Annotated in this window: 28 protein-coding genes; 11 read left to right on the top strand and 17 right to left on the bottom strand. The window is 72.7% G+C overall.

The genetic code is table 11. The annotated features are described in order from the left end of the window. Positions 1 to 5: 5 nt before the first annotated feature. The 3 genes from ACN269_RS02120 to ACN269_RS02110 form a co-directional block, all read right to left on the bottom strand. On the bottom strand, positions 6 to 1,520 hold the full coding sequence (locus ACN269_RS02120; protein WP_421470734.1) for a sensor histidine kinase: 1,515 nt from the start codon (positions 1,518 to 1,520) through the stop codon (positions 6 to 8). Then, positions 1,498 to 2,244, bottom strand: a complete 747-nt coding sequence (locus ACN269_RS02115; RefSeq protein WP_421470733.1) for a response regulator transcription factor — start codon at positions 2,242 to 2,244, stop codon at positions 1,498 to 1,500. The genes ACN269_RS02120 and ACN269_RS02115 overlap by 23 nt, the downstream gene beginning before the upstream one ends. A gap of 101 nt (positions 2,245 to 2,345) precedes the next feature. Further along, positions 2,346 to 2,576: a hypothetical protein gene (locus tag ACN269_RS02110; RefSeq protein ID WP_421470732.1), complete on the bottom strand. Its 231-nt coding sequence runs from the start codon at positions 2,574 to 2,576 to the stop codon at positions 2,346 to 2,348. Between the two features lie 191 nt (positions 2,577 to 2,767). Between ACN269_RS02110 and ACN269_RS02105 the strand changes: the two genes are divergently transcribed. The 3 genes from ACN269_RS02105 to ACN269_RS02095 all read left to right on the top strand — a co-directional run bounded on the left by ACN269_RS02105 (position 2,768) and on the right by ACN269_RS02095 (position 5,438). Next, positions 2,768 to 3,700 carry a serine/threonine-protein kinase gene (locus ACN269_RS02105; RefSeq protein WP_421476166.1) on the top strand — a complete coding sequence of 311 codons (933 nt, stop codon included), beginning with the start codon at positions 2,768 to 2,770 and terminating at the stop codon, positions 3,698 to 3,700. A gap of 61 nt (positions 3,701 to 3,761) precedes the next feature. Next, positions 3,762 to 4,187 (top strand): OsmC family protein, encoded by a 426-nt coding sequence (locus ACN269_RS02100; RefSeq protein WP_421470731.1) that lies wholly within the window; start codon positions 3,762 to 3,764, stop codon positions 4,185 to 4,187. A 402-nt stretch (positions 4,188 to 4,589) separates the two neighbouring features. Then, positions 4,590 to 5,438: a hypothetical protein gene (locus tag ACN269_RS02095; RefSeq protein WP_421470730.1), complete on the top strand. Its 849-nt coding sequence runs from the start codon at positions 4,590 to 4,592 to the stop codon at positions 5,436 to 5,438. Between the two features lie 7 nt (positions 5,439 to 5,445). On the opposite strand, the gene ACN269_RS02090 is transcribed toward ACN269_RS02095, so the two are convergent. The 5 genes from ACN269_RS02090 to ACN269_RS02070 form a co-directional block, all read right to left on the bottom strand. Then, a complete protein-coding gene (locus ACN269_RS02090; protein ID WP_421470729.1) occupies positions 5,446 to 5,979 on the bottom strand; it encodes an ATPase in 534 nt (177 codons plus the stop codon). A gap of 109 nt (positions 5,980 to 6,088) precedes the next feature. Beyond that, positions 6,089 to 6,532, bottom strand: coding sequence for a response regulator (locus ACN269_RS02085; RefSeq protein WP_421470728.1), 444 nt, complete (start codon positions 6,530 to 6,532; stop codon positions 6,089 to 6,091). A 70-nt stretch (positions 6,533 to 6,602) separates the two neighbouring features. Continuing rightward, positions 6,603 to 6,950, bottom strand: coding sequence for an STAS domain-containing protein (locus tag ACN269_RS02080; protein WP_421470727.1), 348 nt, complete (start codon positions 6,948 to 6,950; stop codon positions 6,603 to 6,605). A gap of 110 nt (positions 6,951 to 7,060) precedes the next feature. After that, positions 7,061 to 8,113: a cobalamin B12-binding domain-containing protein gene (locus tag ACN269_RS02075; protein ID WP_421470726.1), complete on the bottom strand. Its 1,053-nt coding sequence runs from the start codon at positions 8,111 to 8,113 to the stop codon at positions 7,061 to 7,063. Beyond that, positions 8,110 to 9,876 carry a SpoIIE family protein phosphatase gene (locus tag ACN269_RS02070; RefSeq protein WP_421470725.1) on the bottom strand — a complete coding sequence of 589 codons (1,767 nt, stop codon included), beginning with the start codon at positions 9,874 to 9,876 and terminating at the stop codon, positions 8,110 to 8,112. The genes ACN269_RS02075 and ACN269_RS02070 overlap by 4 nt, the downstream gene beginning before the upstream one ends. A gap of 226 nt (positions 9,877 to 10,102) precedes the next feature. Between ACN269_RS02070 and ACN269_RS02065 the strand changes: the two genes are divergently transcribed. Together ACN269_RS02065 and ACN269_RS02060 are read left to right on the top strand one after the other, a co-directional pair. Beyond that, a complete protein-coding gene (locus ACN269_RS02065; RefSeq protein WP_421470724.1) occupies positions 10,103 to 10,459 on the top strand; it encodes an STAS domain-containing protein in 357 nt (118 codons plus the stop codon). 58 nt (positions 10,460 to 10,517) lie between these two features. Beyond that, positions 10,518 to 10,847 (top strand): STAS domain-containing protein, encoded by a 330-nt coding sequence (locus tag ACN269_RS02060; protein ID WP_421470723.1) that lies wholly within the window; start codon positions 10,518 to 10,520, stop codon positions 10,845 to 10,847. Positions 10,848 to 10,927: 80 nt separating this feature from the next. Here ACN269_RS02060 and ACN269_RS02055 read toward each other — a convergent pair whose 3' ends face one another. Then, complete coding sequence (locus ACN269_RS02055; RefSeq protein WP_355052350.1) at positions 10,928 to 11,242, bottom strand: hypothetical protein; 315 nt, start codon at positions 11,240 to 11,242, stop codon at positions 10,928 to 10,930. A gap of 200 nt (positions 11,243 to 11,442) precedes the next feature. Between ACN269_RS02055 and ACN269_RS02050 the strand changes: the two genes are divergently transcribed. The 3 genes from ACN269_RS02050 to ACN269_RS02040 all read left to right on the top strand — a co-directional run bounded on the left by ACN269_RS02050 (position 11,443) and on the right by ACN269_RS02040 (position 14,447). Beyond that, positions 11,443 to 12,417 (top strand): DUF2267 domain-containing protein, encoded by a 975-nt coding sequence (locus ACN269_RS02050; RefSeq protein ID WP_421470722.1) that lies wholly within the window; start codon positions 11,443 to 11,445, stop codon positions 12,415 to 12,417. An 82-nt stretch (positions 12,418 to 12,499) separates the two neighbouring features. After that, the gene (locus tag ACN269_RS02045) at positions 12,500 to 13,291 is read left to right on the top strand and encodes a spermidine synthase (RefSeq protein WP_421470721.1); all 792 of its coding nucleotides are present in this window, start codon (positions 12,500 to 12,502) and stop codon (positions 13,289 to 13,291) included. An 82-nt stretch (positions 13,292 to 13,373) separates the two neighbouring features. After that, complete coding sequence (locus ACN269_RS02040) at positions 13,374 to 14,447, top strand: AI-2E family transporter (protein ID WP_421470720.1); 1,074 nt, start codon at positions 13,374 to 13,376, stop codon at positions 14,445 to 14,447. Here ACN269_RS02040 and ACN269_RS02035 read toward each other — a convergent pair. Then, on the bottom strand, positions 14,418 to 15,719 hold the full coding sequence (locus ACN269_RS02035) for an NAD(P)/FAD-dependent oxidoreductase (RefSeq protein WP_421470719.1): 1,302 nt from the start codon (positions 15,717 to 15,719) through the stop codon (positions 14,418 to 14,420). The genes ACN269_RS02040 and ACN269_RS02035 overlap by 30 nt on opposite strands. 115 nt (positions 15,720 to 15,834) lie before the next feature. Between ACN269_RS02035 and ACN269_RS02030 the strand changes: the two genes are divergently transcribed. Next, entirely contained in the window at positions 15,835 to 17,280 is a 1,446-nt protein-coding gene (locus tag ACN269_RS02030; RefSeq protein ID WP_421470718.1) for a M20/M25/M40 family metallo-hydrolase, read from the top strand. A gap of 102 nt (positions 17,281 to 17,382) precedes the next feature. On the opposite strand, the gene ACN269_RS02025 is transcribed toward ACN269_RS02030, so the two are convergent. The 3 genes from ACN269_RS02025 to ACN269_RS02015 form a co-directional block, all read right to left on the bottom strand. Next, a complete protein-coding gene (locus ACN269_RS02025; RefSeq protein WP_421470717.1) occupies positions 17,383 to 17,943 on the bottom strand; it encodes a GNAT family N-acetyltransferase in 561 nt (186 codons plus the stop codon). Between the two features lie 267 nt (positions 17,944 to 18,210). Beyond that, on the bottom strand, positions 18,211 to 18,927 hold the full coding sequence (locus ACN269_RS02020) for a VOC family protein (protein ID WP_421470716.1): 717 nt from the start codon (positions 18,925 to 18,927) through the stop codon (positions 18,211 to 18,213). 218 nt (positions 18,928 to 19,145) lie between these two features. Next, positions 19,146 to 19,334: a DUF397 domain-containing protein gene (locus tag ACN269_RS02015; protein ID WP_421470715.1), complete on the bottom strand. Its 189-nt coding sequence runs from the start codon at positions 19,332 to 19,334 to the stop codon at positions 19,146 to 19,148. 74 nt (positions 19,335 to 19,408) lie between these two features. On the opposite strand from ACN269_RS02015, the gene ACN269_RS02010 reads away from it, so the two are divergent. Next, positions 19,409 to 20,338, top strand: coding sequence for an alpha/beta fold hydrolase (locus ACN269_RS02010; RefSeq protein WP_421470714.1), 930 nt, complete (start codon positions 19,409 to 19,411; stop codon positions 20,336 to 20,338). Positions 20,339 to 20,684: 346 nt separating this feature from the next. On the opposite strand, the gene ACN269_RS02005 is transcribed toward ACN269_RS02010, so the two are convergent. Continuing rightward, positions 20,685 to 21,392 carry a DUF899 family protein gene (locus ACN269_RS02005; protein WP_421470713.1) on the bottom strand — a complete coding sequence of 236 codons (708 nt, stop codon included), beginning with the start codon at positions 21,390 to 21,392 and terminating at the stop codon, positions 20,685 to 20,687. 136 nt (positions 21,393 to 21,528) lie between these two features. Here ACN269_RS02005 and ACN269_RS02000 point away from each other — a divergent pair, with 136 nt between their 5' ends. Continuing rightward, positions 21,529 to 22,449, top strand: coding sequence for an RNA polymerase subunit sigma-70 (locus tag ACN269_RS02000; RefSeq protein ID WP_421470712.1), 921 nt, complete (start codon positions 21,529 to 21,531; stop codon positions 22,447 to 22,449). Positions 22,450 to 22,516: 67 nt separating this feature from the next. Here ACN269_RS02000 and ACN269_RS01995 read toward each other — a convergent pair whose 3' ends face one another. The 3 genes from ACN269_RS01995 to ACN269_RS01985 all read right to left on the bottom strand — a co-directional run bounded on the left by ACN269_RS01995 (position 22,517) and on the right by ACN269_RS01985 (position 24,125). Beyond that, entirely contained in the window at positions 22,517 to 22,918 is a 402-nt protein-coding gene (locus tag ACN269_RS01995; RefSeq protein WP_421470711.1) for a hypothetical protein, read from the bottom strand. A gap of 109 nt (positions 22,919 to 23,027) precedes the next feature. After that, the gene (locus ACN269_RS01990; protein ID WP_421470710.1) at positions 23,028 to 23,321 is read right to left on the bottom strand and encodes a DUF6510 family protein; all 294 of its coding nucleotides are present in this window, start codon (positions 23,319 to 23,321) and stop codon (positions 23,028 to 23,030) included. Between the two features lie 39 nt (positions 23,322 to 23,360). After that, a complete protein-coding gene (locus ACN269_RS01985) occupies positions 23,361 to 24,125 on the bottom strand; it encodes a ferredoxin reductase (protein WP_421476164.1) in 765 nt (254 codons plus the stop codon). Positions 24,126 to 24,129 lie beyond the last annotated feature (4 nt).

Genomic DNA, 24,129 nt, shown 5'->3' with positions numbered 1-24,129 from the left:
GCCGCCTATGCGTCAGCTGTGGGATCCGGCAGGCGGACGGCGAACACCGTCCGGCCCGGACGGCTGTCGACGTCGACCGTGCCGTGGTGTGCCTCCACGACGGCCGCCACGATCGCCAGGCCGAGGCCGGTGCTGCCGTGCGCCCGGGAGCGTGAGCTGTCGCCCCGGGCGAATCGCTCGAACATCTCCGGTCGCACCTGGACCGGTACGCCCGGCCCGTCGTCGGCGACGGTGAGCACGGCGGTGCCCGCCTCGACGGTGAGGGTGGTGGTGACCGTCGTGCCGGGCGGGGTGTGCACGCGGGCGTTGGCCAGCAGGTTCGCCACCACCTGGTGCAGGCGGGCGGCGTCGCCGGGCACCCGGATGACCACCTCGGGCAGGTCGAGCCGCCAGTGGTGCTCGGGGCCGGCGACGTGCGCGTCGCTGACCGCGTCGACGACGAGGGCGGACAGGTCGACCGGGTCGGCCGCGAGCGGGCGGCCGGCGTCGAGCCGGGCCAGCAGCAGCAGGTCGTCGACGAGACTGGTCATCCGGGTGCTCTCGGACTCGACGCGGCGCAGCGCGTGTGCCACGTCGGCGGGCACCTCGTCGCGGCCCCGCCGGGCCACCTCGGCGTACCCGCGGATCGCCGCGAGCGGGGTGCGCAGTTCGTGGCTGGCGTCGGCGACGAACTGACGTACCCGGGTCTCGCTGGCCTGCCGCGCGGCCAGCGCGTCGGCGACGTGGCCCAGCATCCGGTTCAACGCCGCGCCCACCTGGCCGACCTCGGTGCGCGGGTCGGTGTCGGCGGCCGGCACCCGGACGGGGAGCGCCACCTCGCCCCGGTCCAGCGGCAGCTCGGTGACCCGGGCGGCGGTCGCGGCCACCCGGTTCAGCGGTCGCAGCGTGGCCCGCACGATCAGCGCGCCCGCGCCACCGGCCAGGAGCAGGCCGAGGCCGACGACCCCGGCCTGCGCGGCGACCAGCGCCCAGACGGTGTCCTGTACGCCGCTGAGCGGAATCGCCACCGCGACCACCGTTCCGTTGGGCAGTTGCCGGGCCACCGCCCGGGCGTCCCCGTCGTCGAGGGCGACCGTGCGGGGCCGACCGTCGGTGGGCAGCGCGGTCAGGCGTGCGGCGTCGGCGGCGGGCACGTCGGCGAGGCTGCCACTCGCGGTGCTCCGCGTCGCCGTGGTGACGCCGTCGGCGCGGCGTACGGCGACCGAGCCCGGCGGGAACCCGCGCGGAGGCTCCGGCGGGGACGGCGCGGCCACGCCCGGCCGTGGAACGGGCCGCGGCGGGTCGCCGCCGCCCTGGCGGAACCACGGCGGCACGTCGCGCGGCCGGTCCCCCATCGTCAACTGGCTGTCGACCTGGGCGACCAGCACGTGCCGCAGGGCCAGCGTGGTGAGCCCGCCGATCGCGACGCTGACCAGGGCGAGCAGCGCGACCAGGGCGAGCACCAGCCGGGTCCGCAACGGCCGGCCGGCCCACCAGCGCCGCAGCCGGGCGAGCGCCCTAGTCGGCGGGTTTGAGGACATAGCCCGCGCCGCGCAACGTGTGGATCATCGGCGGTCGCCCGGCGTCGATCTTCTTGCGCAGGTACGAGATGTACAGCTCCACCACGTTGGCCTGGCCGCCGAAGTCGTAGTTCCACACCCGGTCGAGGATCTGCGCCTTGCTGAGCACCCGGCGCGGGTTGCGCATCAGATAACGCAGCAACTCGAACTCGGTCGCGGTCAACGTGACGAGCTGGCCGGCGCGGCGCACCTCGTGGCTGTCCTCGTCGAGGCTGAGGTCACCGACGGTCAGCAGCGCCTCCTCGTGGGCGGCGACCGCGAAGCCCGAGCGGCGCAGCAGCGCGCGGAGCCGGGCGATCACCTCCTCCAGGCTGAACGGCTTGGTCACGTAGTCGTCGCCGCCCACGGTCAGCCCGGCGATACGCTCCTCGACGGCGTCCCGGGCGGTCAGGAAGAGCACCGGCACGGTCGGGGCGTGCTCGCGCAGCCGGCGCAGCACCTGGAAGCCGTCGAGGTCGGGCAGCATGACGTCGAGGACGACGGCGTCCGGCTGGAACTGCCGCGCGGCGCTCAACGCCGCCATGCCGTTGCCGGCGCTGCGCACCTGCCAACCCTCGTAGCGCAGCGCCATCGAGAGCAGATCGGTCAACGTCGCCTCGTCGTCCACCACCAGCACCCGGACCGGTTCGCCGTCCGGGCGACGCAACTCGATCCGGCCCGGCACGGTCTGTCCCTCGATGACCATGCCACCCATCGTGGACTCCTCCGCTGGGTCGCGCCTCTGCGCCGCCTGTGTGCCAGCTGTGCGGCCGGGTCGCCGGGCCACCGCTCAACCTCCGACCGTGGTCACTCGGACACCCCGTACGCGTCGGTCCGGACGAAGCGCATGCTCCACCCGCCGTGGCCGTCGGGCTGGTCGCGCTCGTAGAGGTGGTCGGGGCCGGGCTGAGTCGGGCCGGTGCCACCGGGATGCCGCATGATCCACCGCTGCGGCGGGCCGCCGTCCGGCTCGGCCGGCACCGCGCGCACCAGGCCGTCCGCGGGACCGCCGACGAAGCGTACGGTGACCTCGCCCATCACAGCTCCCTCGCGTGACGGTGCCGACACGCTCGGTGCGTACGGCCCTGGGTCGCAAGCTACCGCACCCGGCGGCGACCCCGGCTGCGGTACGCCTGATCGGCGGCCGCCACGGTTTGCCCAGCTCGACCCCCGGGTACCGCGATCCCCAGGCTCCACCACCGGGCGGGGACGAGGACGAGGAGTTGTCGATGCGGACGCTGGACGGGCGGTACCAGCTCGAACAGCGCATCGGCGTCGGCGGGATGTCCGAGGTGTGGCGGGCCCACGACCGGGTGCTGGACCGACCGGTCGCGGTGAAGCTGATCGCGCCCGGCCCGGACGGCCACCACGACACGGTGGACCGGATCCGCACGGAGGCCCGCTCGGCGGCCCGGCTGGTGCATCCGAACGTCGCGAGCGTGCACGACTTCGGCACCTCCTCGACGCTTCCCGGCCGCCGGGTCCCCTACATCGTCATGGAGCTGGCCGAGGGTGAGACGCTCGCCGCGCACCTGCGGGCGGGCCCGCTGGACTGGCGCATCTCGGTGCGGGTCTGCGCGGAGGTCGCCGCCGCGCTCTCCGCCGCGCACGCGAGCGGCATCGTGCACCGCGACGTCAAACCGGCGAACGTCATCCTCACCCCGGCGGGGGTGAAGGTCCTCGACTTCGGCATCGCCACCCCGACCGGCACGGCGGACCCGATGCCCGACGGCATGCTGCTCGGCACCCCGGCGTACCTGGCGCCCGAACAGCTCGACGGCGCGCCCGCCACGCCGGCCGCCGACATGTACGCCCTCGGTGTGCTGCTCTACTACTGCCTCACCGGTCGCCTGCCGTACCGGGCGCAGACGCCGGCCGAGCTGCTGGCCGCGCGCCGGTCCCGGCCGCCGGAGCCGCTGCCGGAGGTAGACGGGCTCCCGTCCGAGGTGTCCGAGCTGTGCCGCTCCTGCCTGGCCGACGATCCCGAGGAGCGGCCGACCAGTCTGGTCGCTGCGCTGCTGCTGGCCGAGGTGGTGGACGCCCGGGTGTACGTGCCGCTGGTGATTCCCACCCAACGGCCACCCTCGGCGTCGGCGTCGCCGTGGACGGAGCGGGCGGCGGCGCAGGCCACCGAGGCGCTGTCGGTCGTCGACGGGGGCTGACCTGAGCGTTTCGCCCGCCCCCGGCCGGGTAGCCGGGCGGGTGAGCGACGGGAGGAACGCGATGCCGAGTCCGAGTTCCTGGCTGCATGAGGCCACCGCCACCGCCGAGGGTGGCCATGTCCGAACCGATGACGGCGGGCTTTCCACGCCGCTCGCGTCGCCGCTGGCGGCGCACTGCACCGGCCTGAGACCGGAGCAGTTGCTGGCGGCGGCCTTCGCCTCCTGCCTGCACCACGCGGCGGTGGAGGCGGCCGGGGAGATCACCGACGAGGCGCACACGGTCCAGGTGCGCGCCGAGGCGAAGCTGGGGCGCGACGACGACGGCCGCTACCGGGCCGACGTGCACGCCTCGATCTCGTCGGCGGGTCTGAGCCGGGCGCAGCTGGCCGACCTGGTCGAGTACGCCGACCGGCTCTGGCCCTTCTCCAGCAGCGACAGCACCCGGCACCGGCTGACCGTCACACCGGCGGAGAACGGCCGGCACTGAACGCGGACGGCGACAGGCGGCGTGCTCGGCGGCCGGCATCCTCCCGGTGAGCCTGATGACTCTGGGGCATCTTGATGCCTGGGAGTCATCACGCTCGTCCACTGGACGGCCCCGGACCGGGATGGCTCATCCACCGGCCGCCGGCATCGTGGTCGGGCGTTCGGTGGAACCCACCATCGGTCGACCGGGGGATGGCCGCAACCCTGCGGGAAGCCGCTTCTCCGCGCGGCACGATGACCGCCTTCACCGGGTAAATCGGGAATACCCGGCTCGCCTGATCAGCGAGGTTTTGCCGGCATAACCGGCTTTCGCCCAATACTCCGTCGCGGATTCGGGCAAATTGTGGCGCATGCCACTCTTGGGGCCGATGGCAGCGGGCAACCGACTATCTAGCCTCGGCGGGTGCATCCCGACGACCCCACCGCCCAGAAGCTGACCGACGCGCCCTCGACCACCCACCCGAGGGACGCCGCATCAACCGAACGGACGATCGGCCGTCACCGGGCCCCCGAGCCGCCGCGCCGCACCCTGCTCGGCGCCACCCCGGTCCGGGTAGCCCTGGCCACCGGCGTCACCTGCTGCCTCGGCCTGGGCGCGTTCGCCGCCACCCGAGACGGGCAGGAAGCCCCGCAGCCCGTACGACCGATCGCCGACGCGCTGGCCGACCGTGCCGCCATCGCCGACGAGCGCGCCTCCCGGTCGCTGGACCGCGACATCGCCCCGGCCCGGGTCATCCCCACCCCGACGGCCTCGCCCACCCCCCGGCCCACCGTCACCCGCAAGGCCCCCAAGAAGCCGGTCAAGCCTCGCCGACCACGCCCGGTCGCCGGGCTCGACCAGCAACAGATGGACAACGCGAAGATCATCGTGGACGTCGGCCTGGAGCTGAAGATGCCGCGTCGCGCCCTGGTGGTGGCGCTCGCGACCGCGATGCAGGAGAGCAACCTCTACAACCTGGCCAGCGACGTGCTGCCGGAGTCGAGCGAGTACCCGCACCAGGGCAGCGGCTCCGACCACGACTCGGTCGGGCTGTTCCAGCAGCGGCCCAGCAGCGGGTGGGGCACGGTCGCCGAGCTGATGCGCCCCTCGTACGCCGCCCGCGCCTTCTACACCGCCCTCGCCGAGATCCCCGGCTGGCAGGACATGAGCCTCACCGCCGCCGCCCAGGCCGTGCAGGTCTCCGCGTACCCCGACGCGTACGCGCCGCACGAGGAGCGGGCCACCACGGTGGCGGCGGCGCTGCTCGCCTGAGGCTGCCTCAGCGGGACGTACGCCCCGTGGGCGGCTGCGCCCCGCTGTCCCGGCCGGCGGCCGCCACCCGGGTCGCGGGTACGCCCGTGCCGGCGGCCGCCGTGGGCGTGTCGGCCGGCACCGGCTCAGCCGTCACGCCGATGAGGATCTCGTCCACCAGGGCCTCGCGGCGGCGGCGCGCGTGCAGCGCTTCCTCGAACTCACGTCGGGCCTGCACGGCATCCTCGTACGCCTGCTCCCGGACCCGACGGGCCTCCTCGCGGGCCTCGTCCAGCGCGCGGCGGGCCTGCGCCAGGATCTCGTCCGCCTCCTGACGCACCGCGTCGCCGTCCCGGCGGGCGGTCGCGGCGTCGCCCAGGTCCAGTCGCTCAAGCAGCCCACTGAGCCAGGTCGCCTCCTGGCGGATCTCGTCCCACTCCCGGGTCACGCCGGCCGCGCCCTCCGCCCGCGCCGCGAGCCGGGACAACCTGATCCCCAGCTCATCCAGGCAGGCATCCACCTGTCGCTGGTCGTAGCCGGTCTTCACGACGGAGAACCTCATACTGTCGCCCCCAGGCAGCCGCTGTTACTTCCCCACCTGGATCCTCGGGCGCGACGACACCTACCGAGGCGGTTCGGGAAAAATGTTCAGCATGCGCGGGACGGACGGATCAGGGGCGCTTGGGTAGCACGACCACGCGGCCGAAGAACTCGTCGATGCGGCGCACCACGTCGTTGAAGTCGTCCAGGTCGATCGGCTTGGTGACGTACGCGTTGGCCTGCAACGTGTAGCTGCCGACGATGTCGGTGTCGGCGTTCGAGGTGGTCAGCACCACGATCGGAATGGTCCGCAGATCCTCGTCCTGCTTGACCGCCCCGAGCACCTGACGCCCGTCCATCCGCGGCATGTTGAGGTCGAGCAGGATCACGTCCGGTCGACGGGCCTCGGCGTGGCGACCCTCGGCCCGGAGGAACTCCATCGCCTCCTCGCCGTCGCTCACCACGTCGATGATCTTCTCGACGTCGGAGTCGGCCAACGCCTCCTCGATCATCAGCACGTCGCCGGGATCGTCGTCGACCACCAGGATGCGTACCGGCTGCGGGCTGTCGCCCATCACTACCTGCCTCGGGTCGACGGAGAATGGCAACCGGACGGTCACCATGCTGGCGGGGAAATCTAGCCCATCAGGGGGCGCTGTGGGACGCCGGGTCTGCCGCGTCCGGAACGTAGCGGAGCACGTCGGCCAGACCGGTGACCCGCAACACGCGCTCGACCCGACCGTTGGCGCCGGTGAGCCTCAGCCAGCCACCATCCTCGGCGGCCCGGTTGTCGCCCCGGACGAACACCGCCATGCCGGTGGAGTCACAGAAGGTCAGGTCGGTGAGGTCGAGCAGCACCCGCCGCTCACCGGCGGCGCTGAGCCGGTCGATGGCGGCGGCCAGCACGTCGGCGGTGCTCAGATCCAGCTCACCGGCGAGCCGCAGGCAGGCGACACCGCCGTCGCGCTCGGCGTCGCTGACACTGAACGTCACCGTCTCCCCCTCGCTCGCCCCACCGACGGGTGGGACATTTGCAGTGCGGCAAGTATACGCAGGGGGGTACGACGCTCCGCAGCGCGTGGTGATCGTTTGGCCGACCCTGGTCAGCCGGCGGAACGGGACGCGGCGGCCAGCCCGGCGCACCCCAGGGCCAGCGCGTGCGCTGCCCGGGGATAGTCCCGCAGCTCGGCGGCGAAGTGCTCCAGGGTCAGCGCGACGGCGCTGGCCGGCACCCGACGGCTCGTCAGGATCTCCGCGAGCCAGTCGACGAACTCGGTGAAGAGCGAGGCGTCGTCGACGTACAACGCGGCGGCCAGCGAGTCCAGGATGTGACCCAGGTCGCTCACCGTCGAGTCGAGCTGGGCAGCCGTGTACTCGCGCGTCGCGGGCGCCTTTTCGCGCAGCTCGGTCAGCGCGCTGTCGATCAACTCGCCACGGCGGCGGACCAGACTGGCGTACTCGTCGTCGGCCAGGTGCGCGAGCTGCGCCGGCGGCACCCGCCGCAGCGCCCGCTCGTCGGCGATCAACTCGGCAGCCGACGGCGCACTCGGCGCCCACGCCGCGCCGAGCCGGGCCGCCCACCGGCCATCCGCGCCGAAGCCCCGCCCGCCCACCACGACCGGCACGTCCGAGCGTCGGCACGCCTCGATCATCCGGTGGGCGTGCGGCAGCCGCATCGGCAGCGCACAGGCCAACGCGACCGCCTGCGCGTCGTGCCGGTGCAGGTACGAAACGAGGTGCGCCGCCGGCACGCTGGCGCCCAGGAAGGTCACCTGCCAACCGCGCAGCCGCAGCACCTCGGCCACCAGTCGGGGCGGCAGGGCGTGCCACTCGCCGTCCATGCACGCCACCACGACATGACCGCCGGTCGGACGCGGGTTGGCGTACGCCGCCACGGCGGCCACCACCCGCTCGCTGATGTGGGTGGCGGCGTGCTCCTGCGCCACGCTCCACTCGTTGCGGGCCCACCGATCACCCACCTCGGCCTGCGCCGGAGCGACCAGGTCGAGCAGCACCCGCTCCGGCGGCACGCCCGCCTCCAGCAGGCCGATCGCCACGTCGATCGCGGCGAACTCGTCGGCGTCGGCCAGGCAGGCCAGATAGCCGGGATAGGCGTCGGTCGGGTCGGTCGCCGCGGCGGGGGCGGTGGCGGTCACGCGGGGCTCATCCTCTGCTCGTCGGCGATCGTCGGCGGGGGAACGGCGTGCAGGTGTCGCGCGCCACGACCGCCGGGGCTGACCGCGCGCAGCGCCAGGACGGCGATGTCGTCGTGGTCACCGTGCCCCAGCCAGTCACAGGTCACCTGCTCGACCCGCTCGGCCAGGGCCGGCGCCGGCATGCGCTGGCAACCCGTCACGGTCGTCACCAGCCGCTCCGCGCCGAACTGCTCGTCGCCGCGACGACCCCCACGCGCCTCGGTGACGCCGTCGCTGTAGAGCAGGCAGGTCTCGCCCGGTGCCAGCCGTACGGTCACCTCGCCGACGCGCGGGTCGGGGACCACCCCGATCAGCATGCCGCGCAGCGGCACCGTCTCGACCTCGCCAGAGTTGCGCAGCACCAGCGGCGGCAGGTGCCCGCCTCCGGCCATGGTCAGGGTGACGCCGCCGTCGCGCTGCGGACGGGACACGCCCAGCACGATGGTGGCGAAGCGGCCCTGGCCGTTGGCCTGGGTCGTCTCGAGTAGGGCGTCGTTGAGCAGCCGCAACAGTCGGCCCGGGTGGGACTCCACCCGGTGCAGCGCCTGCAGGCACTGACGAAGCTGACCGGTGAACACTGCCGCCTCGACACCCTTGCCGGAGACGTCACCGAGGAAGAAGACGGAACCGCCGTCGACGAGCCGGTGCGAGCCGTAGAAGTCGCCGCCGATGCGCAGTCCCGCCTGCGCCGGACGGTACGCGGTGCCCCACTGCACGCCCGCGGTCTCGGTCGGCTCGACCGGCAGCAGGCTGGCCTGCAACGTGTCGGCGACCTCCGCCTGGTCGCGGTACAGCTGGGCGGTGGTCAACGCCGCGCCCGCCCGGGCCGCGAACGCCCGGATCAACTCGACGTCGTCCTCGTCGTACCAGCGGCTGGAGCGGCGGGCGACCAACAGCACCCCGACGGGGGTGTCGCGGCCCGGCAGCGGGACGACCCGGGCGGTGCTGTCGACGCCCGTGAGGCCGGGCAGCCAGCCGGCGTCGACCGCCTGCTCCACCAGCCAGTCGACCGTGTGCGGCTCGACACCGGTCAGCCCGTCGGCGATGGCCGCAGGAAGGGTCGCACCGGTCAGGACGCCGCTGTCGACCATCGGTGCCTCGTCGTCGGCGCGGGTCGCCCGCCACCACCGGGCCCGCCCCGCGCGGGGCGCGAGCACCAGCACCGCCACCTCGGCCAGGGTCGGCACGGCCAGCCGGACGACCGCGGCGGCCGCCCGGTCGGGGTGCAGCGGGTTGCCCAGCTTGTCGCCCACCGCGGCCAGGAAGGCCGACCGGGCCCGCTCGGCGAGCAACGCGTCGGCACGGCTGACGCTCTCGGTGACGTCCTCGACGTACCAGCAGCAGCGACCGCCGGACAGCGGCACCTGGCGGGCGGCGAGCCGACGGCCGTGATGGGTGACGTTCCCGGGCACGCCTTCGCCCAATCCCGGCACCCCGGACGCCGCCAGCGGTTCCCCGGGTACCACCTCGGGCAACAGCCGCTCGGCCACCGGGCTCACGTGCCGGACGACACCGTCCGCGTCGCAGACCACCAGGCCCTCGCGGAAGTGTTCGACGACCTCGGACCAGTCCGGAGTGGCCTGGTCGCGGTCGGGGGCCAGCGGCGGCAGCGCGGGCCTGGGCCAGGTCGGTGCGTCGGCGGACCACGCCGGGGCCCGTGTGGTACTCGGCGTGGAGATCCGTCCGTCGCCCGGGTCCCAGTCCCTGACGTCGGAAGCAGTCACCAGCTGAGCCTCACTCCTTGTCGTCCACCCGAACGTGTCCCTGTCCACCCACCCTACGCCGGTATGCCGTGACCGGCATCTGACAGCAGGTCGGGCCGCGGTTCGCGTAGCGAGCGGACCCGGTCCGCGGTTGTTACGATCCCCTCGGAACGGCCGGGGAACCGGCGGGCGGGAGGGCGTGATCGTGCTGTCGGAAGGGCGTAGGGCCGACGCGAAGCCACTGATCATGTCCGTCGACCGGTCCGAGCCCGACCTGCCGCTGATCCGCGTGGGCGGCGAGCTGGCGTACGCGACCTCGGCGCCCCTGCACGCCGAGATCGACCGGATCCTCGCCGACGCGCCCCGCGCGATCGTGCTGGACTTCGCCGACCTGGCCTTCATCGACAGCACCGGGCTCGCCGTGATCGTGCACGCCTGGCGGGAGGGCCAGGCGGTCGGCGCCGGGCTGCGGCTGCGCTCGGTCCCCCGCTTCCTGGCGACGATCCTGGACATCACCGGGGTGGCGACGCTCATCGGTCGGCCGTTGCCCTCCGCTCGCGCGGAGGGCGGGCCCGACGCCGAGGCGTCCGCCGCCACCGCGTGATCCGGCGAGGCGCGGCCCCGGGATTTGCGTTCCGCGCCGGGACTGGGAACATGGTGGAATGCCCCACCAGCTGTTGACCATCGAGGTGAGCCGGCCCGACGCCGGTCACGTCCGGCTCCGGCTGATCGGCGAACTCGACTACGACACCGCGCCCGAGCTGGTGGCCGCCGCGGCCGGTCTGCACGGTGAGCAGCAGGTGACGATCGACCTGAGCGGCGTCGGCCTCTGCGACTCGTCCGGGCTCAGCGCCCTGCTGATCGTGCGTCGCGGCGTCGGGGCGATCCGGCTCATCGGGGTCAGCCCGCAGATCCAGCAGTTACTGGACCGCACCGGCCTCACCGAGCTGCTGAGCGTGCAGAGCGACGACGACCTGCGCGCCACCGGCTGACGGACGCACCGAGCAACCACCCCCGCACGAGGGGGGTGGCCCCCGACCCTGGGACCTGGGGCCGGGGGCCGGAGAAATGCCTAGGGCGCGGTCATCGGCTGGAGGCGGGGCCCGCCGTCGCGCAGTTCGACGGTCGACGGAGGTTCGATGTCGTCGGGTTCCCCCGAGTCGGGCGTCTGGTACAGGTAGCGGACAAACTCCCCACCCGCCTCGTTGTCGTCCGCACCCGGCCACTGGCCGATGCAGTCCATCCCGACCACTTCCCGACCGGTTCCGTCGGCCTCCTCCAGCAGCGCCCACAGGCTCACCGGGTAGCACCGGGTGGCGTCGGGCGTGAGCTGCCAGCGGGCGTACCAGCCGGGTCGAGCGGGAACGATCTCGACGATCCGTTTCATGACGACCTTCCTTCCGCGTACCTCGGAAGAACTGCCTCCTGCCCCGATCCTGCGGGCCGCACGGGTGAGCGCCCCTCACCCCGGGCGGATGAAGCCCGGCCGACGCGCAGCCCTACTCGGCCGGCAGCGTCCGTTTCGGCTCCCGGCACGGCGGGAACGCGACCGTCGCAGGATCGATCCCCAGCGGAAGGGGCGTCACCATGCGCAAGCAGATGGAGGGCGACAACCAGCGCCGCCGGGCGTTGGCCCGGCAGGCCCGCGAACAGGGCGGCCAGCCCAGCGAGTACGGCGCCAGCCTGAGCGCCTCCAAGCAGCTCACCAGTCTGGACCAGAGCAGACGGGCCGGCCCGCCGCCGGCCGGACGGCACAAGGCGGACACCACGCGTGGTGGACCGGCACCGCCGTCCAGGGGTACCCCGGACAACCCGCGACCGCAGCCGCCGCCCGGTGGCGCGGCCGGCGTGACCAGCATGGGCTACCGGGATCTGGTCGAGGACGTCGGACGCCGGTCCGGGGTCGACTTCCCGACGGCGAAGGTGGGTGCCGAGGCGACCGTGCTGGTGCTCGCCGTCGCGCTCGACGCGGCGGAGCGGCAACGACTGCTCGCCGCCGTGCCGAACTCGCTGCACGACGTGGTGCCCGTGGACGGCATCGAGCGGCACCGGGATCTGCCCGGCTTCCTGGCCGAGGTGGGCCGGATCAGCGGACGTACGCCGGAGCAGGCCCGCTACCAGGCGGAGGCGACGATCGCCGCGCTCGCCGAGCAGGACGGCGACCTGATCGAGTCCCTGCACGTCCCCGACGGCCTGCGGGAGCTGCTGAACCCGCCAGCGGCCGGCGGCGGCATCGTCGGGGCGTCCACCACCACGCCCACCCTGGACGAGGAGCAGGTCCAGGCGGCACTTGACGACCTGCCGTACTGGGCCGGCGACACCACCGGCCTGTACCGGGTGGTCGCGCTGCCGCCGGACAACCTCGACCGGGTGCTCGCCCGGCTCGACCAACTGCGTGCGGAGAACGGACGCGGTCCGAGCATCGGGCGTCCCGGCGACACGGCGGCCGTGCTGACCGTCCGCACCAACCAGGCGGACGGGGTGACCGCGCTCGACGTGGACCTCGCCCACGTGATCGACGACGCGATCGACGAGGTGGGCGCCGGAATGGCCAGCGGCTGACCGCCGTCGTGACGTACCCGGGCCGGCGGACGCGGGTGCTCCCGCGCCGCCGGCCCGTCGGCCGCTCGGCTAGCGTGCCGTCATGAACCGTGCCGCCGACCGGTTGGAACTGGTCGCCGATCCGGTCCGCAAGACCGGACGGACGCTGCTCTCCGCCGGCGTCGAGCAGTCGTACGTGGACGTCGAGGATCCGCGTCACCTGCACTTCGAGTACGTCCGCCGGATCGCGTCGGCCGTGGATCTGGCGGCACCGGCGGGCGTACCCCTGGACGTGCTCCACCTCGGCGGCGGCGCGTTGACGCTGCCCCGCTGGCTGGCCGCCACCCGGCCCGGCTCCCGGCAGCTGGTCGTGGAGCGGGACCGCGCGGTGGTCGACCTGGTGGCGCGGGAGCTGCCGCCGCTGCCACCCGAGGTGCGGGTGGAGGTCGCCGACGCCCGGGAGGCGGTCTCCGCCACCGGGGCGGACGAGTACGACCTGGTGATCGCCGACATCTACCGGGCCGCCCGGATGCCCCGGCACGTCCGCACCGTGGAGTTCGCCGCCGAGGTGGCCCGGGTCCTGCGGCCCGGCGGGCTCTACCTGGTCAACGTCACGGACCTGCCACCGCTGGTCGGCACCCGGGTGCAGGTGGCGACGCTGCGGGCGGTCTTCGGGGACGTCTGCGTGTTCGGCGACCGCCGGATGCTGCGTGGCCGGCGCTACGGCAACCTGGTGCTCGCCGCGACGCACCGTCCCGGCGGGCTGCCGGTCGGTCGGCTGGCCGTGGCCGCGCTGCGCGACCCGATCCCGGGTGGGCTGCTGCACGCCGCCGCCCTGGACACCTTCGTGGCCGGCGCCCACCCGCTGGCCGACAGCGACGACGCCGGCCGCTGACCCGCCCGACCCGGGCGGGCCGACCGGCGGTACCGTCCCTGATGCCGGGTTTCCTGCCGTCTGGGCGGGGAAGGCGCGGCGGGTGAGCAACGCCGACGACCGGACCACCGCCCGCCGGACCCTGATCGTGATCGGGCTGGTGCTGGCCACCGCGCTCGCGCTGGCCTTCGGGTACGCGACCCGCCGGGTGCTTGTCTGGGCGGTGGTGGCCGCCTTCTTCGCGGTCGCGCTCAAACCGGCCGTGGACCGGCTGCAACGCCGGTTCGTCCGCCGCCGGGCACTCGCCACGCTGCTCGTCTTCCTCGCCGCGTTCGTCGTGCTGGCGGTCCTCGCCACGGTGATCCTGGTGCCGCTGCTGGACGAGGTGGGCCGGTTCGCCGAGCGGGGGCCCGAGCTGCTGCGCGACGCGCGCGCCGGACGGGGCCCGCTGGGTGGGTTCCTGGACCGCACCGGGGTACGGCGCTACGCCAGCGCGCACGCCGACGAGCTGCGCGACCTCGGCACCAGGCTGCGGCAACCCGCCGTCGGGGTGCTGCGCGGCGTGGTGGAGGGAGTCGCGGGGCTGGTCACGGTCGTCGTGCTGGCGTACCTCATGGTGTTGGAATCGCCGCGGATCACCCGCGGCGTGCTCGCGCTGGCCGGGGACGGTCAGGGCGAGCGGTTGCGCCGCGTCGGCCGGGAGGTGTCCCGGACGGTCACCGGCTACCTCACCGGCAACCTGGTGATCAGCGTGATCTGTGGTGCGTTGACCTTTCTGGTGTTGAGCCTCACGGGGGTGCCGTTCGCCGGGGTGATCGCGCTGCTGGTCGCGGTGGCCGACCTGATACCGCTGGTGGGCGCGACGATCGGCGCGGTGCTCGCCGCCGGGGCGGGATTCCTGCACTCCCCCACCGCCGGCATCGTCGTCCTCGTCTTCTTCGTCGTCTACCAGCAGGTGGAGAACCACGTGCTGCAACCGCTCATCCTCGCCCGCGCGGTCCGGCTCAACCCGCTGACCGTGCTGCTGAGCCTGCTGCTCGCGGCGGAGTTGGCCGGGTTGCTCGGCGCGCTGCTGGCGATCCCCGCCGCCGGCATCGTCCAGATCCTGCTGCGCGAGTACGGGCCACGTCGGGCGGACCCGTCCCGCTCAGCGACCGCGCGCCGCGACCTCGGGTGACGTGCTCTCCAGTGGCACCGCGTTCGCCGGCACCAGCCCCAACTGCACCGCGGAACGGGTGAGCGCGGCGTCGAGCGCCCAGTCGGCCCCCACGCGGGTACGGTTACCCGGCATCGCCATCAGGTGGTACGCCCGGGTCACCGCCTTGGCCACCAGCCCGCCGAGGTTGACGTGCAACGGGTTCGCGGCGGCGTCCTTGCCGCCCAGGTCGACCACCCAGCCCAGGTCGTGGTGCTTGTACGGCCGGCGCTTGCCGAAGCCGTACGACGCGGCGATGTTGTGCGCCACCCGCTTGCCCTGCCGCTGGGCATGCTGCGCCGTCATGCCGCAGATCTGCCCCGGGTTCACCAGGTCGGGCACGGCCGCCGCGTCGCCGCAGGCGAAGACCTCCGGATAGCCCGGGACGTTCAGGTACTCGTCGGTGACCAGCCGGCCGCGCTCGGTGCGCAGGCCCAGCTCGTTGACGAACGGGTCGGGGCGTACGCCCACGCACCACACCAGCGTGCAGGTGGGGACGTACTCGCCGTCGGTGAGCTTGACCCCGTCGCAGGTCGCCTCGGCCACCGACGTGCCCATCCGCACGTCCACGCCGCGCTTGTCGAGCACCTTGTGCGAGGTGTCGGACATCCTCTTGTCCAGCTCCGGCAGTACCCGAGGAGCGACGTCGAGCAGCATCCAGCGGGGCCGGACGGTCAGCCGGGGTCGCTGGGCGTGCAGGGCGTCGGTGAACAGTTGGCCGTGCGCGGCGACCTCGGTGCCGGTGTAACCCGCGCCGACCACCACGAAGGTGGAGCGGGCCTGCTGCTCCGCCGGGTCCTCGGCCTGCTCGGCCAACTCCACCTGGCGGACGATGTGGTCGTGCAGGTAGACGGCCTCGGGCAGGCCGCGGAAGCCGTGCGCGTACTCGGTGACGCCCGGGATCGGCAGCAGCTTGTTGACGCTGCCCACGGCGAGCACCAGCCGGTCGTACGCCAGGCGGTTCTTCTCCCCCTCGGGCTGGGTGAAGCCGACCCAGCGGTTCTGGAGGTCGACGTGGTCCGCCTCGCCGATGACCACCCGGACGCCCTTGAGGGTGCCGGTGAGCGGGACGGCAATGCGCGAGGGCTCGACCACCCCGGCGGCCACCTCGGGCAGCAGCGGCAGGTACAGGAAGTAGTCGGTGGAGTTCAGCAGCACGATCTCGGCCCGGTCCCGGGCGATCCGGCTCAACGTCTTCGCCGCGTGGTAACCGGCGAACCCGGCCCCCACGATCACCACACGAGGTTTCGTCATTGCCGGCCGTTTCCCGTCGCAGCCCAGGACAAACGTCGGTTCCGGCGGCGACTCCGTCATCCATCCACCTCGAACGATATGGACAGACACCACCATCGATGGGCAGGATGCCCCAATGGGATCAGACGACATCGGCGGATCGCCCACGAGGCCCACCCGCCGCACCTTCCTGTCCGCCTCTGCCGCCACCGCGGCGACCGCCGTCACCGTCGCGCTGCCGGCCCTGGCCGCGCCCGCCGCCGCTGACGCCGGCCCCGCCGGCCCTGGACACGCAGCTCACCCGCAGCGGCCCGGCCGCGAGCTGCGCGAGCTGCTGCGCCAGGTGGACCCACGCCGGATCGAGGCGATCGTGCGCCGGCTCGCCGCGTTCGGCACCCGGCACACCCTCTCCAGCCAGGACGACCCCGAGCGGGGCATCGGCGCCGCCCGGGACTGGATCCACGCCCGACTGCAGGAGTACGCGGCCACCTCCGGTGGCCGGATGACGGTCGAGCTGCAGTCGTACGTCCAGCAGCCCGCGTCCCGGATCCCCACCGCCACCCTGATCACCAACGTGGTCGCCACCCTGCGCGGCGTCACGTCACCGAACCGCACCTACGTGGTGACGGGCCACTACGACTCCCGGGTCACCGATGTGATGGACGCCGTCAGCGACGCCCCTGGAGCCGACGACGACGCCTCAGGCGTGGCCGTGGTGCTGGAGCTGGCCCGCCTGATGGCCACCCGGCCGACAGCCGCCACCATCGTGTTCGCCGCGGTGGCCGCCGAGGAACAGGGCCTGTACGGCTCGGCGTACCTGGCCGCGCAGCTCAAGGCGGCCGGCGCGGACGTGCAGGGCATGTTCAGCGACGACATCGTGGGCAGCAGCACCGCCGACGACGGTGTCCGCGACCCGTACTCGGTGCGGCTGTTCGCCGAGGGCGTGCCGACCGCGGAGACGCCGGCGGAGGCCACCACCCGCCAGTCCGTCGGCGGTGAGAACGACTCGCCGTCGCGCCAGCTCGCCCGGTTCGTCCGGGACGTGGCGGACAACGACGCGACCGGCATGCGGGTAAGGGTGATCTACCGGCGGGACCGCTACCTGCGCGGCAGCGACCACATCTCGTTCCTGCGCGAGGGCTGGCCGGCGGCCCGGTTCACCGAGCCGAACGAGGACTTCGCCCACCAGCACCAGGACGTCCGCGTGCAGGACGGCAAGCAGTTCGGTGACCTGCCGGAGTTCTGCGACTTCGGGTACATCGCCCGGGTGGCACGGGTCAACGGCGCGGCGCTGTGGTCCCTGGCCCAGGCTCCCGGTACGCCCAAGGGCGCCATCATCGTGACCACCGACCTGACCAACAACACCACGCTGCGCTGGCAGCACGGCGACGAGCCGGACCTGGTTGGCTACGAGGTGGTGTGGCGCGAGACCACGGCCGCCGAGTGGCAGCGGGTGATCGGGGTCGGTGACGTAACGGAGGTCAGCATCGACCTGTCCAAGGACAACGTCTTCTTCGGCATCCGCGCCGTCAACCGCGCCGGCCTCCGCAGCCCGGTAGCCTTCCCCCGCCCCGGAGCCTGACCCCTTCTCGACCCCGCCCCCGCCCCGCCCGCCCCGCCCTCGCCCCGTTGATCATGAAGTTATTGTCACCCGCCTCGGCGTGTCGTGACACTAACTTCATGATCACGCGGGAGGTGGGGTGAGAGAGGTGGGGGCGGGAGGTGGGGTGGGGGCTGTTATGGCCCAGCGTTCGTGGTCGCGCCAGGCGCCGTCGATGAAGAGGTAGTCCGGGGAAAAGCCCTCCAGGCGGAAGCCGAGCTTGCGGGCGACCCGCCGGGACGGCTCGTTGCCGGGCTGGATGTTCGCCTCCAGCCGGTGCAACCCCACGCTCGTGAACGCGTGGTCGATGACCAGGGCGATGCCCGCCGAGGCGTGGCCGGTGCCGCTGTACGGCTCGAACGCCGCGTACCCGAGGTACCCGCCGCGCAGCGCGCCCAGCACGATGCCGCTGATGTTCACGTAACCGGCGATGTCTCCGCTGGCCCGGTCGCAGATCAGGTAGCCGGCGCTGTCGCGACGCCGGATCCGGGCGAGGTAACGGTCGTACTCCTCGGGCGTTTCCGGCGCGGCCAGCCACGGGTGGTGCAGGCCCCGGCTCCGCCGCACGGCCGCCACGAACTCGTCGACGTCGGTCGGTCGGGGTCGCCGGATCGCGGCGGGACCACCACTGCGCAGGTATCTCACGGCGGACCACTCTGACCGACCAACGGGGCGGTTGTCCAACCGACTAGGCCGTGTGTCAAGGTCCTCGGTCGAGCCGAGGCGCGGACGGCGGACACCACATTGAGAGTGATGCCTGTGAGTCATCTTGATGACCCACAGGCATCACTCTCAATGGAGCGGGCGGCTCCGACCCGGCCGGACCACGGCCCGCGAGCGGCGGTTCACCAATGGCCGAAACGGCCGGTCCTCTCGGCCTCCGCAGGCCGGCCAGGGGCTTTGATACACGGCCTAGCGGGGCGTCAGCACGGAGAACTCGTTGCCGTCGGGATCGGCCAACACGACTCGACCGGCCGGGTCGGTGCCTACCCGGGTCGCGCCGAGGGCGAGCAGACGGTCCACCTCCGCCTGCTGGTCACCGTCGACGGGTGGCGCGAGATCGAGGCGCACCCGGCCCTCGCCCTCGCGCGACATGTAGGGCGGCCCACCCCACGTGATCTTCGTGCCGCCACGCGGCGACTGGATCGCGGTCTCCTGGTCCTGGTCCCAGACCAGCGGCCAACCGAGCGCCTCGGCCCAGAAGTACCCGACTTCCTGCGAACCGTCGCAGGCCAGCGCGCCGACGAACCCGCAGCCGGCGAGGAAGTTGTTGCCCGGCGGAATGACGTCGAACTCGTTGCCCTCCGGGTCGGCCAGCACCACGTGGTCGACGTCCGGGCCCTGACCGATGTCGATGTGCCGTCCACCCAGCTCGATCGCCCTGGCGACCGTCCGCTCCTGATCCTGCGGCGAGGTGCTCGTCAGGTCGAAGTGCATGAGGTTCTGGACGACCTTCGGCTGCTCGGTCGGTGCGAAGCGCAGTCGGAACCCGGTGCCGTCGGTGGGCACGAGCCCCACCCCCTCGCGCGGATCTTCGACGATCTCCCAGCCGAGGATCCCGGACCAGAACTGCGCCAGACGCAGAGGTTCGAGCGCGTCGAAGCTGATCGCGAACAGGTGAGAGGTCATCGGTCTGCTCATCTCCGATCCGAATGGGGCGCGGTCCACCGCGGAGCGGAAGCCTAGGGATGAGCACGCCCGCCCGCATCCGAGTTTTCGACGCCGGCCGAGACCGATGCCGGGGTGATCCACTCGACATCGCCGATGTCGGGGTGTCCCGGGCGCTCGGACACCCCGACATCGCCGAAACGGAGTCGATCACGTAGCCGGCCAAGCCGGCGTGGGGATCAGTGGCGCGTGACGAAGGTGACGAAGGCCCGCCAGGCCGCCGGGGTGACGACCAGCGCCGGGCCGCTCGGGTCCTTGCTGTCGCGGACGCCCACCAGGCCCGGCAGGTTGTCCGCGACCTCCACGCAGTCGCCGGAGTTGCCGCTGCTGCGGGTGCTCTTGCGCCAGATCGCGCCGGACTGAACCACCGAGGCCTCCTGAGGACCGTCGACGTTGTGACGGCTTTGTACTGTCCAGAGCCGGACGGCGACGGGGAGGTCTGGTGGACACGGAAGCGCAGGATCCGGTCATCAGAGCCCTGTCGCGCCTGGTGCCCGGTGCTGTCGCCGGTCGCCACCTGAGCCGCGAGTCCGGCCGGCGACTGGGGTGGGTGGAGACCGGCCGCGCCGAACCCGCCGTCATCCTGGTGTCCGGGGCCGGTGAGGTGGGACTGGACTGGGCCGTCATCCTGCCGGCACTGGCCGAGAGGACGCGCGTCGTCGCCTACGACCGCGCCGGCCTGGGCGCCAGCGACCCCGTCGCGCGCCTGACCCTGGACTCCCAGGTACGTGACCTCGTGGCCCTCCTGGATCACGTCGGGCCCGCCGTGCTGGTCGGGCACAGTTGGGGCGGACTGCTCGCGGAACTGGCGGCGCTTGCCCGGCCCGACCGGACCCGAGGCGTGGTTCTCGTCGATGCGTTCCACGAGGACACCACGACCGAGGTGCCGTTGGCTCTGCGGGTCTCGTCGAACCTCGTCCTCAACGCCCTTCCGCTGCTCAAGGCGATCGGGCTCTTCAACCGGATCGCCGTGAACATGGGCGGCGAACTCGCGCGACGCTGCACCGACGACCCCGGTACCCAGGATCTGGTCACCGCGGCGTACCTGGCCAGCTATGGCACGTACGGCCAGGTCGCGACCATCCGCGCGGAGAACCGCCTCGCCAACTCCTGCGCCCGGGAGGTCCGTGCCGCGCGTGCGGCGTCGGCGGTGCCCGACGTGCCGATGCGCATCCTGACGTCGACGCGGGGCAAGCCGGCCGCCCTGCACCAGCGCTCCCGCGAGCTGGCCGACCGGACGGCCGCGCTCTTCCCACGTGGCGTCCACCACGCGGTGCCCGACAGCGGCCACTACATCCACAAGGACCAGCCCAAGGCGGTGGTCGACGCCGTATTCGCCGTCGTCGCCGAGGCCGACCGGAGAGCACCGTAGCAGCACGCCTAGTGCCGTGAAGAAGATTCATGGCCGTGAGGCTTGCCCCCATGGCCAGGTGCTCCCAACGGAGCAGGTCCGTGATCGGTCGATTGCGCAGCCGGACGAGCGCGGTCGCCATCCAGCAGAGGTAAACCGCCGTCGCGGCGCGTAGCAACACGAGCGCCGCGTCATGGCCGGTGACGGTGCCGTGGTCCGTCCGAGGCCCGGCGGTCATGTGGTGGGCAGTCATCGACCCCCCGTGTTGATGCATCAGCACGGCGAGCGCCATGAGCACGGCCCCAGCACGACGCAGCAGCAGGCCGACACCGCGGCCGACCCGAGCATGATCACCTCGATCATGACGTCATCGCGGTGCGACGCCGGGACGTGACCATTGCGCGGTGGGACGGCCGTTGAGACGCCACGGGTGCCCGGTAACCCGCGGCCAGCCCTCAGGCGAGTTTTCCCAGTTCTCCTGCCGGCCGTACACCGTGAGGTCCAGGGCATGGTAGGTGGTCATCAAGGCCTCCACGCCCCGCCCGGTGGTCCAGTAGGTCTCGTAGACCTTGTCGCCGTCGCGTAGGTAGCACGCGATGAACCCGAAGTCACGACCGTCGGCCAGGGCCGGGTCGGAGTCTTTCGCCGAATACCAGGGGAACGGGTAGCCCATGAACTCCGCGAACGGGGCGCTTTCCTCGTAGGGACCCTGGCAGAACACGGCGTAGGTGACGTCCCGAGCGTGTAGGTAGTCCAGCATCTGCATGTGACAGGTCGAGAAGGTGCACCCCTCACACTGGTGCTCGTGCGGCTTGCCGTCGTGCCACATGTGGAAGTAGGCGATGAGCATCCGGCGGCCCTCGAACACCTCCATCAGGGGGGTGTCCCCGCCAGTGCCCCGTACCGTCACCGTTGGCATCAAGGTCATCGGCAGTCGACGACGAGCGGCTGCGATCGCGTCTCCTTCGCGGGTATGGGCCTTCTCCCGGACCAGCAGTTCGTCGCGCTCGCGCAGCCAGGTCTCCCGGTCGACGACCGGGGGCGCGGCCGCGCTGGACGTGGGGGTTGCCGTCATGGCTCTCTCCTTCGTGGAGTGGGGGTCGGTCAGAGGTACAGACGACCGAGTCGACGATCGTCATCGGTGACCGATGACGAATGGGTCCGCAGTCGTCAGTACGGTGGTGAAGACCACTCAGCCCCGGGGAAACCAGATGTCCGACTCGTCCGATGAGCAGGCGGTCTGGCTGCAGCGCGCCTTCGACGAGCACCGGCGTGAGCTACACGTCCACTGCTACCGCCTCGCCGGGAACGTCACCGACGCGGATGACCTGGTGCAGGAGACCTTCCTGCGTGCCTGGCGGGCTCGCGACCGCTTCGAGGGTCGGGCGTCGGCGCGTACCTGGTTCTACCGGATCGCCACGAACGTCTTCCTCGACAGCCGCAAGGCGGCTGGTCATCGGACGGTACCGTACGGTGATCCGCTGGAGTGGTCCACCGAACTCGGTCCTTATCCCGACGCCCTGCTGGCCGACGATCCGCAGAGCGGTCTCGCCGCCCGGGAGACCGTCGAGCTGGCCGTGATCGCAGCGCTCATGTACCTGCCGCCGCGACAGCGGGCAGCCTTCGTGCTGCGCGACGTCTACGGCTGGACGCCGCAGGAGATCGCCGCCGCGCTCGACACCGCCGTAGCGGCCGTCAACAGCCTTCTCCAGCGGGCCCGCCACACCCTGCGGGGGCAAGCACCGTCGGACCCGAAGGACTGGCGCCGCCCGCAGCTCACCAGGGAGGACGAAGAGATCCTGCGCCGCTACGCCAACGCTAAGGACCCGGAGACGATCCGGGAACTGCTCGCCGAGGACGTACGGATCACGATGCCGCCCGAGCCCCCGGTCGTCGGGATCGATGCGGCGGTGGAGTTCCTCGGCCGACCGCTCGACTGGCGTACGTTCCCCACCTCTGCCAACGGGCGCCCGGCACTGATCAACTATCTCCGCCGGCCCGGCAGCCCGCACTACGAGGCGTTGGTCGTCGACGTACTCCGGATCGAGAACGGAAAGATCGTAGAGAGCAACGCCTTCATCGGTGCCCGTCACGTCGCCGCCTTCAGCATGCCCGCCACCCTCGAGCCCTAGCTTGTCGGGCGGGTGTTGGCCGCCGGATCGCATCCTCTCGGCCTGGACCAGGCGGGCGGTGGCCGGCTCAGCGAACGAACCAGCGGGCCAGCCATGGGGCGAGCGCGACGAACGCGAGGGCGAGGGCGGTGATGACGGCCTGCCCGATCCGCCCCGGGGTGACGCCGCCGGCCGGGTCGAGCACGTAGTTGGCGTACCCGTTGGCGGCGGCATCCGTCACCAGCACGGCGCAGCCGAGCGCGAGCCCCGCCGGACGGCGGGCCGCCAGCAGCAGCGCCGCCATGGGATCCCACAGGGTCAGGGACGCGAAGTAGACCGCGAGCCAGCCGGGCAGCGCGAGCTGCGGCCGGAGACCGGGGACGAACAGCTGGAGTACGTGCACCACACCGCCGTACGCGAAGACCAGCACGGCCGCCGCCACGACCAGCCGAACCCGCAGGGGAACGCCGTGCCACCGACCGGTGCTCATTCGGTCAGTCTGCCGCCGACGCTTCCGGCCCCGCCATCCCCGTGTCAAGGACCGGAAGCGCACACCACCATCTCGGCATACGTGAACCGGCTGGACCCGCCGGCCCCAGTCACAGCGGCTCGGGCAGCGCCTGCTCCATCGGCATCGGCACCTGGAGGTAGGTGACGCCACGCATGTCCAGCCAGGCCCGGTCCGGCCCGCGCACCAGCCGCACCATCACCGACTCGCAGGACGGGCAGCGGCCGACCAGACCCGGAGCGTGCGAGTAGACGTGCAGGCTGGCCATCGAGCCAGTCATGCCGCAGTTCTCGCAGCGGCCCTGAGCGGTGCTCAGGTCGACGGCGAACAGCTCGCGCAGCGGACCGTCGAGCATGTTGCCGTCCAGGTAGGACATGTTGGTCATCGGATCTCCTCGACGAGACGGTGAGCGGCGGGCGCGCTGTCAGCCGGTGGGGCCGAAGCGTTCGGTCCTGATCCGCCGGGACGGATGGCCGAGTCCCACCAGCAGGTCGGCCACGGCCTCCACGAACCCGGTCGGACCGCAGACGTAGGTGAGCGGTTGCAGATCCGGCGGCCAGCCGTGGGTGTTGACGTCGGCCAGGCCGAGCCGGTGCGGCTCGCCGCGCCACCCGTCGGGGGCCTCGCGCGTGTAGACGTACGCCACGTCCAGGCCGAAGTCGTCGCGGCCCCGGCGGCGCAGCTCGTCGGCGTAGATCAGGTCCTGCGGCGTCCGGACCGAGTAGATCAGCCGGAACGGCACCTTGCTGCCGACCGCCCGCCGCGCGCGGATCATCGCCATCAGCGGCACGATCCCGGAGCCGCCGGCCACCAGCTGCACCGGCTCGGTCTGCTCGGGCCGCCAGATGAACCAGCCACCGAGCGGTCCGCGGATCTCCACCGGGTCGCCGGCGGCGAAGACATCGATCAGGTACGGCGACACCTCGCCGTCGTGCACCCGCTGGACGGTCACCTCGATGCGCGGGCCGCCGGGCCCGTCGACGACCGGCCCGGCGATCGAGTACGACCGGGCCGCCTGGTAGCCGTCCGGGGCGGTCAACCGCACGTCGACGTGCTGGCCGGGCAGGTGCCCCGGCCAGTCGGGCACCTCCAGGACCAGCGTCTGCGCGGACGGCGTCTCCACCCGGCGCTCCACCAGCCGGGCCACCTGCCACCTGATCGGCGCGCGGGCCGGGGTGCCCGTCGCCACGGCC

This window comes from Micromonospora sp. WMMD736 (assembly GCF_049179015.1).
Classification (GTDB): domain Bacteria; phylum Actinomycetota; class Actinomycetes; order Mycobacteriales; family Micromonosporaceae; genus Micromonospora.
The sequence above is the reverse complement of the archived record's forward strand: the minus strand, read 5'-3'. Positions and strand labels throughout refer to the sequence as shown.

Bases quoted from the DNA above. Each gene is read 5' to 3' on its own strand.
- ACN269_RS02120 (WP_421470734.1), bottom strand. From the start codon at position 1,520: ATGTCCTCAAACCCGCCGACTAGGGCGCTCGCCCGGCTGCGGCGCTGG.
- ACN269_RS02115 (WP_421470733.1), bottom strand. From the start codon at position 2,244: ATGGTCATCGAGGGACAGACCGTGCCGGGCCGGATCGAGTTGCGTCGC.
- ACN269_RS02110 (WP_421470732.1), bottom strand. From the start codon at position 2,576: ATGGGCGAGGTCACCGTACGCTTCGTCGGCGGTCCCGCGGACGGCCTG.
- ACN269_RS02105 (WP_421476166.1), top strand. From the start codon at position 2,768: ATGCGGACGCTGGACGGGCGGTACCAGCTCGAACAGCGCATCGGCGTC.
- ACN269_RS02100 (WP_421470731.1), top strand. From the start codon at position 3,762: ATGCCGAGTCCGAGTTCCTGGCTGCATGAGGCCACCGCCACCGCCGAG.
- ACN269_RS02090 (WP_421470729.1), bottom strand. From the start codon at position 5,979: ATGAGGTTCTCCGTCGTGAAGACCGGCTACGACCAGCGACAGGTGGAT.
- ACN269_RS02085 (WP_421470728.1), bottom strand. From the start codon at position 6,532: ATGGGCGACAGCCCGCAGCCGGTACGCATCCTGGTGGTCGACGACGAT.
- ACN269_RS02065 (WP_421470724.1), top strand. From the start codon at position 10,103: ATGTCCGTCGACCGGTCCGAGCCCGACCTGCCGCTGATCCGCGTGGGC.
- ACN269_RS02060 (WP_421470723.1), top strand. From the start codon at position 10,518: ATGCCCCACCAGCTGTTGACCATCGAGGTGAGCCGGCCCGACGCCGGT.
- ACN269_RS02055 (WP_355052350.1), bottom strand. From the start codon at position 11,242: ATGAAACGGATCGTCGAGATCGTTCCCGCTCGACCCGGCTGGTACGCC.
- ACN269_RS02050 (WP_421470722.1), top strand. From the start codon at position 11,443: ATGCGCAAGCAGATGGAGGGCGACAACCAGCGCCGCCGGGCGTTGGCC.
- ACN269_RS02045 (WP_421470721.1), top strand. From the start codon at position 12,500: ATGAACCGTGCCGCCGACCGGTTGGAACTGGTCGCCGATCCGGTCCGC.
- ACN269_RS02035 (WP_421470719.1), bottom strand. From the start codon at position 15,719: ATGACGAAACCTCGTGTGGTGATCGTGGGGGCCGGGTTCGCCGGTTAC.
- ACN269_RS02030 (WP_421470718.1), top strand. From the start codon at position 15,835: ATGGGATCAGACGACATCGGCGGATCGCCCACGAGGCCCACCCGCCGC.
- ACN269_RS02020 (WP_421470716.1), bottom strand. From the start codon at position 18,927: ATGACCTCTCACCTGTTCGCGATCAGCTTCGACGCGCTCGAACCTCTG.
- ACN269_RS02005 (WP_421470713.1), bottom strand. From the start codon at position 21,392: ATGACGGCAACCCCCACGTCCAGCGCGGCCGCGCCCCCGGTCGTCGAC.
- ACN269_RS02000 (WP_421470712.1), top strand. From the start codon at position 21,529: ATGTCCGACTCGTCCGATGAGCAGGCGGTCTGGCTGCAGCGCGCCTTC.
- ACN269_RS01995 (WP_421470711.1), bottom strand. From the start codon at position 22,918: ATGAGCACCGGTCGGTGGCACGGCGTTCCCCTGCGGGTTCGGCTGGTC.
- ACN269_RS01990 (WP_421470710.1), bottom strand. From the start codon at position 23,321: ATGACCAACATGTCCTACCTGGACGGCAACATGCTCGACGGTCCGCTG.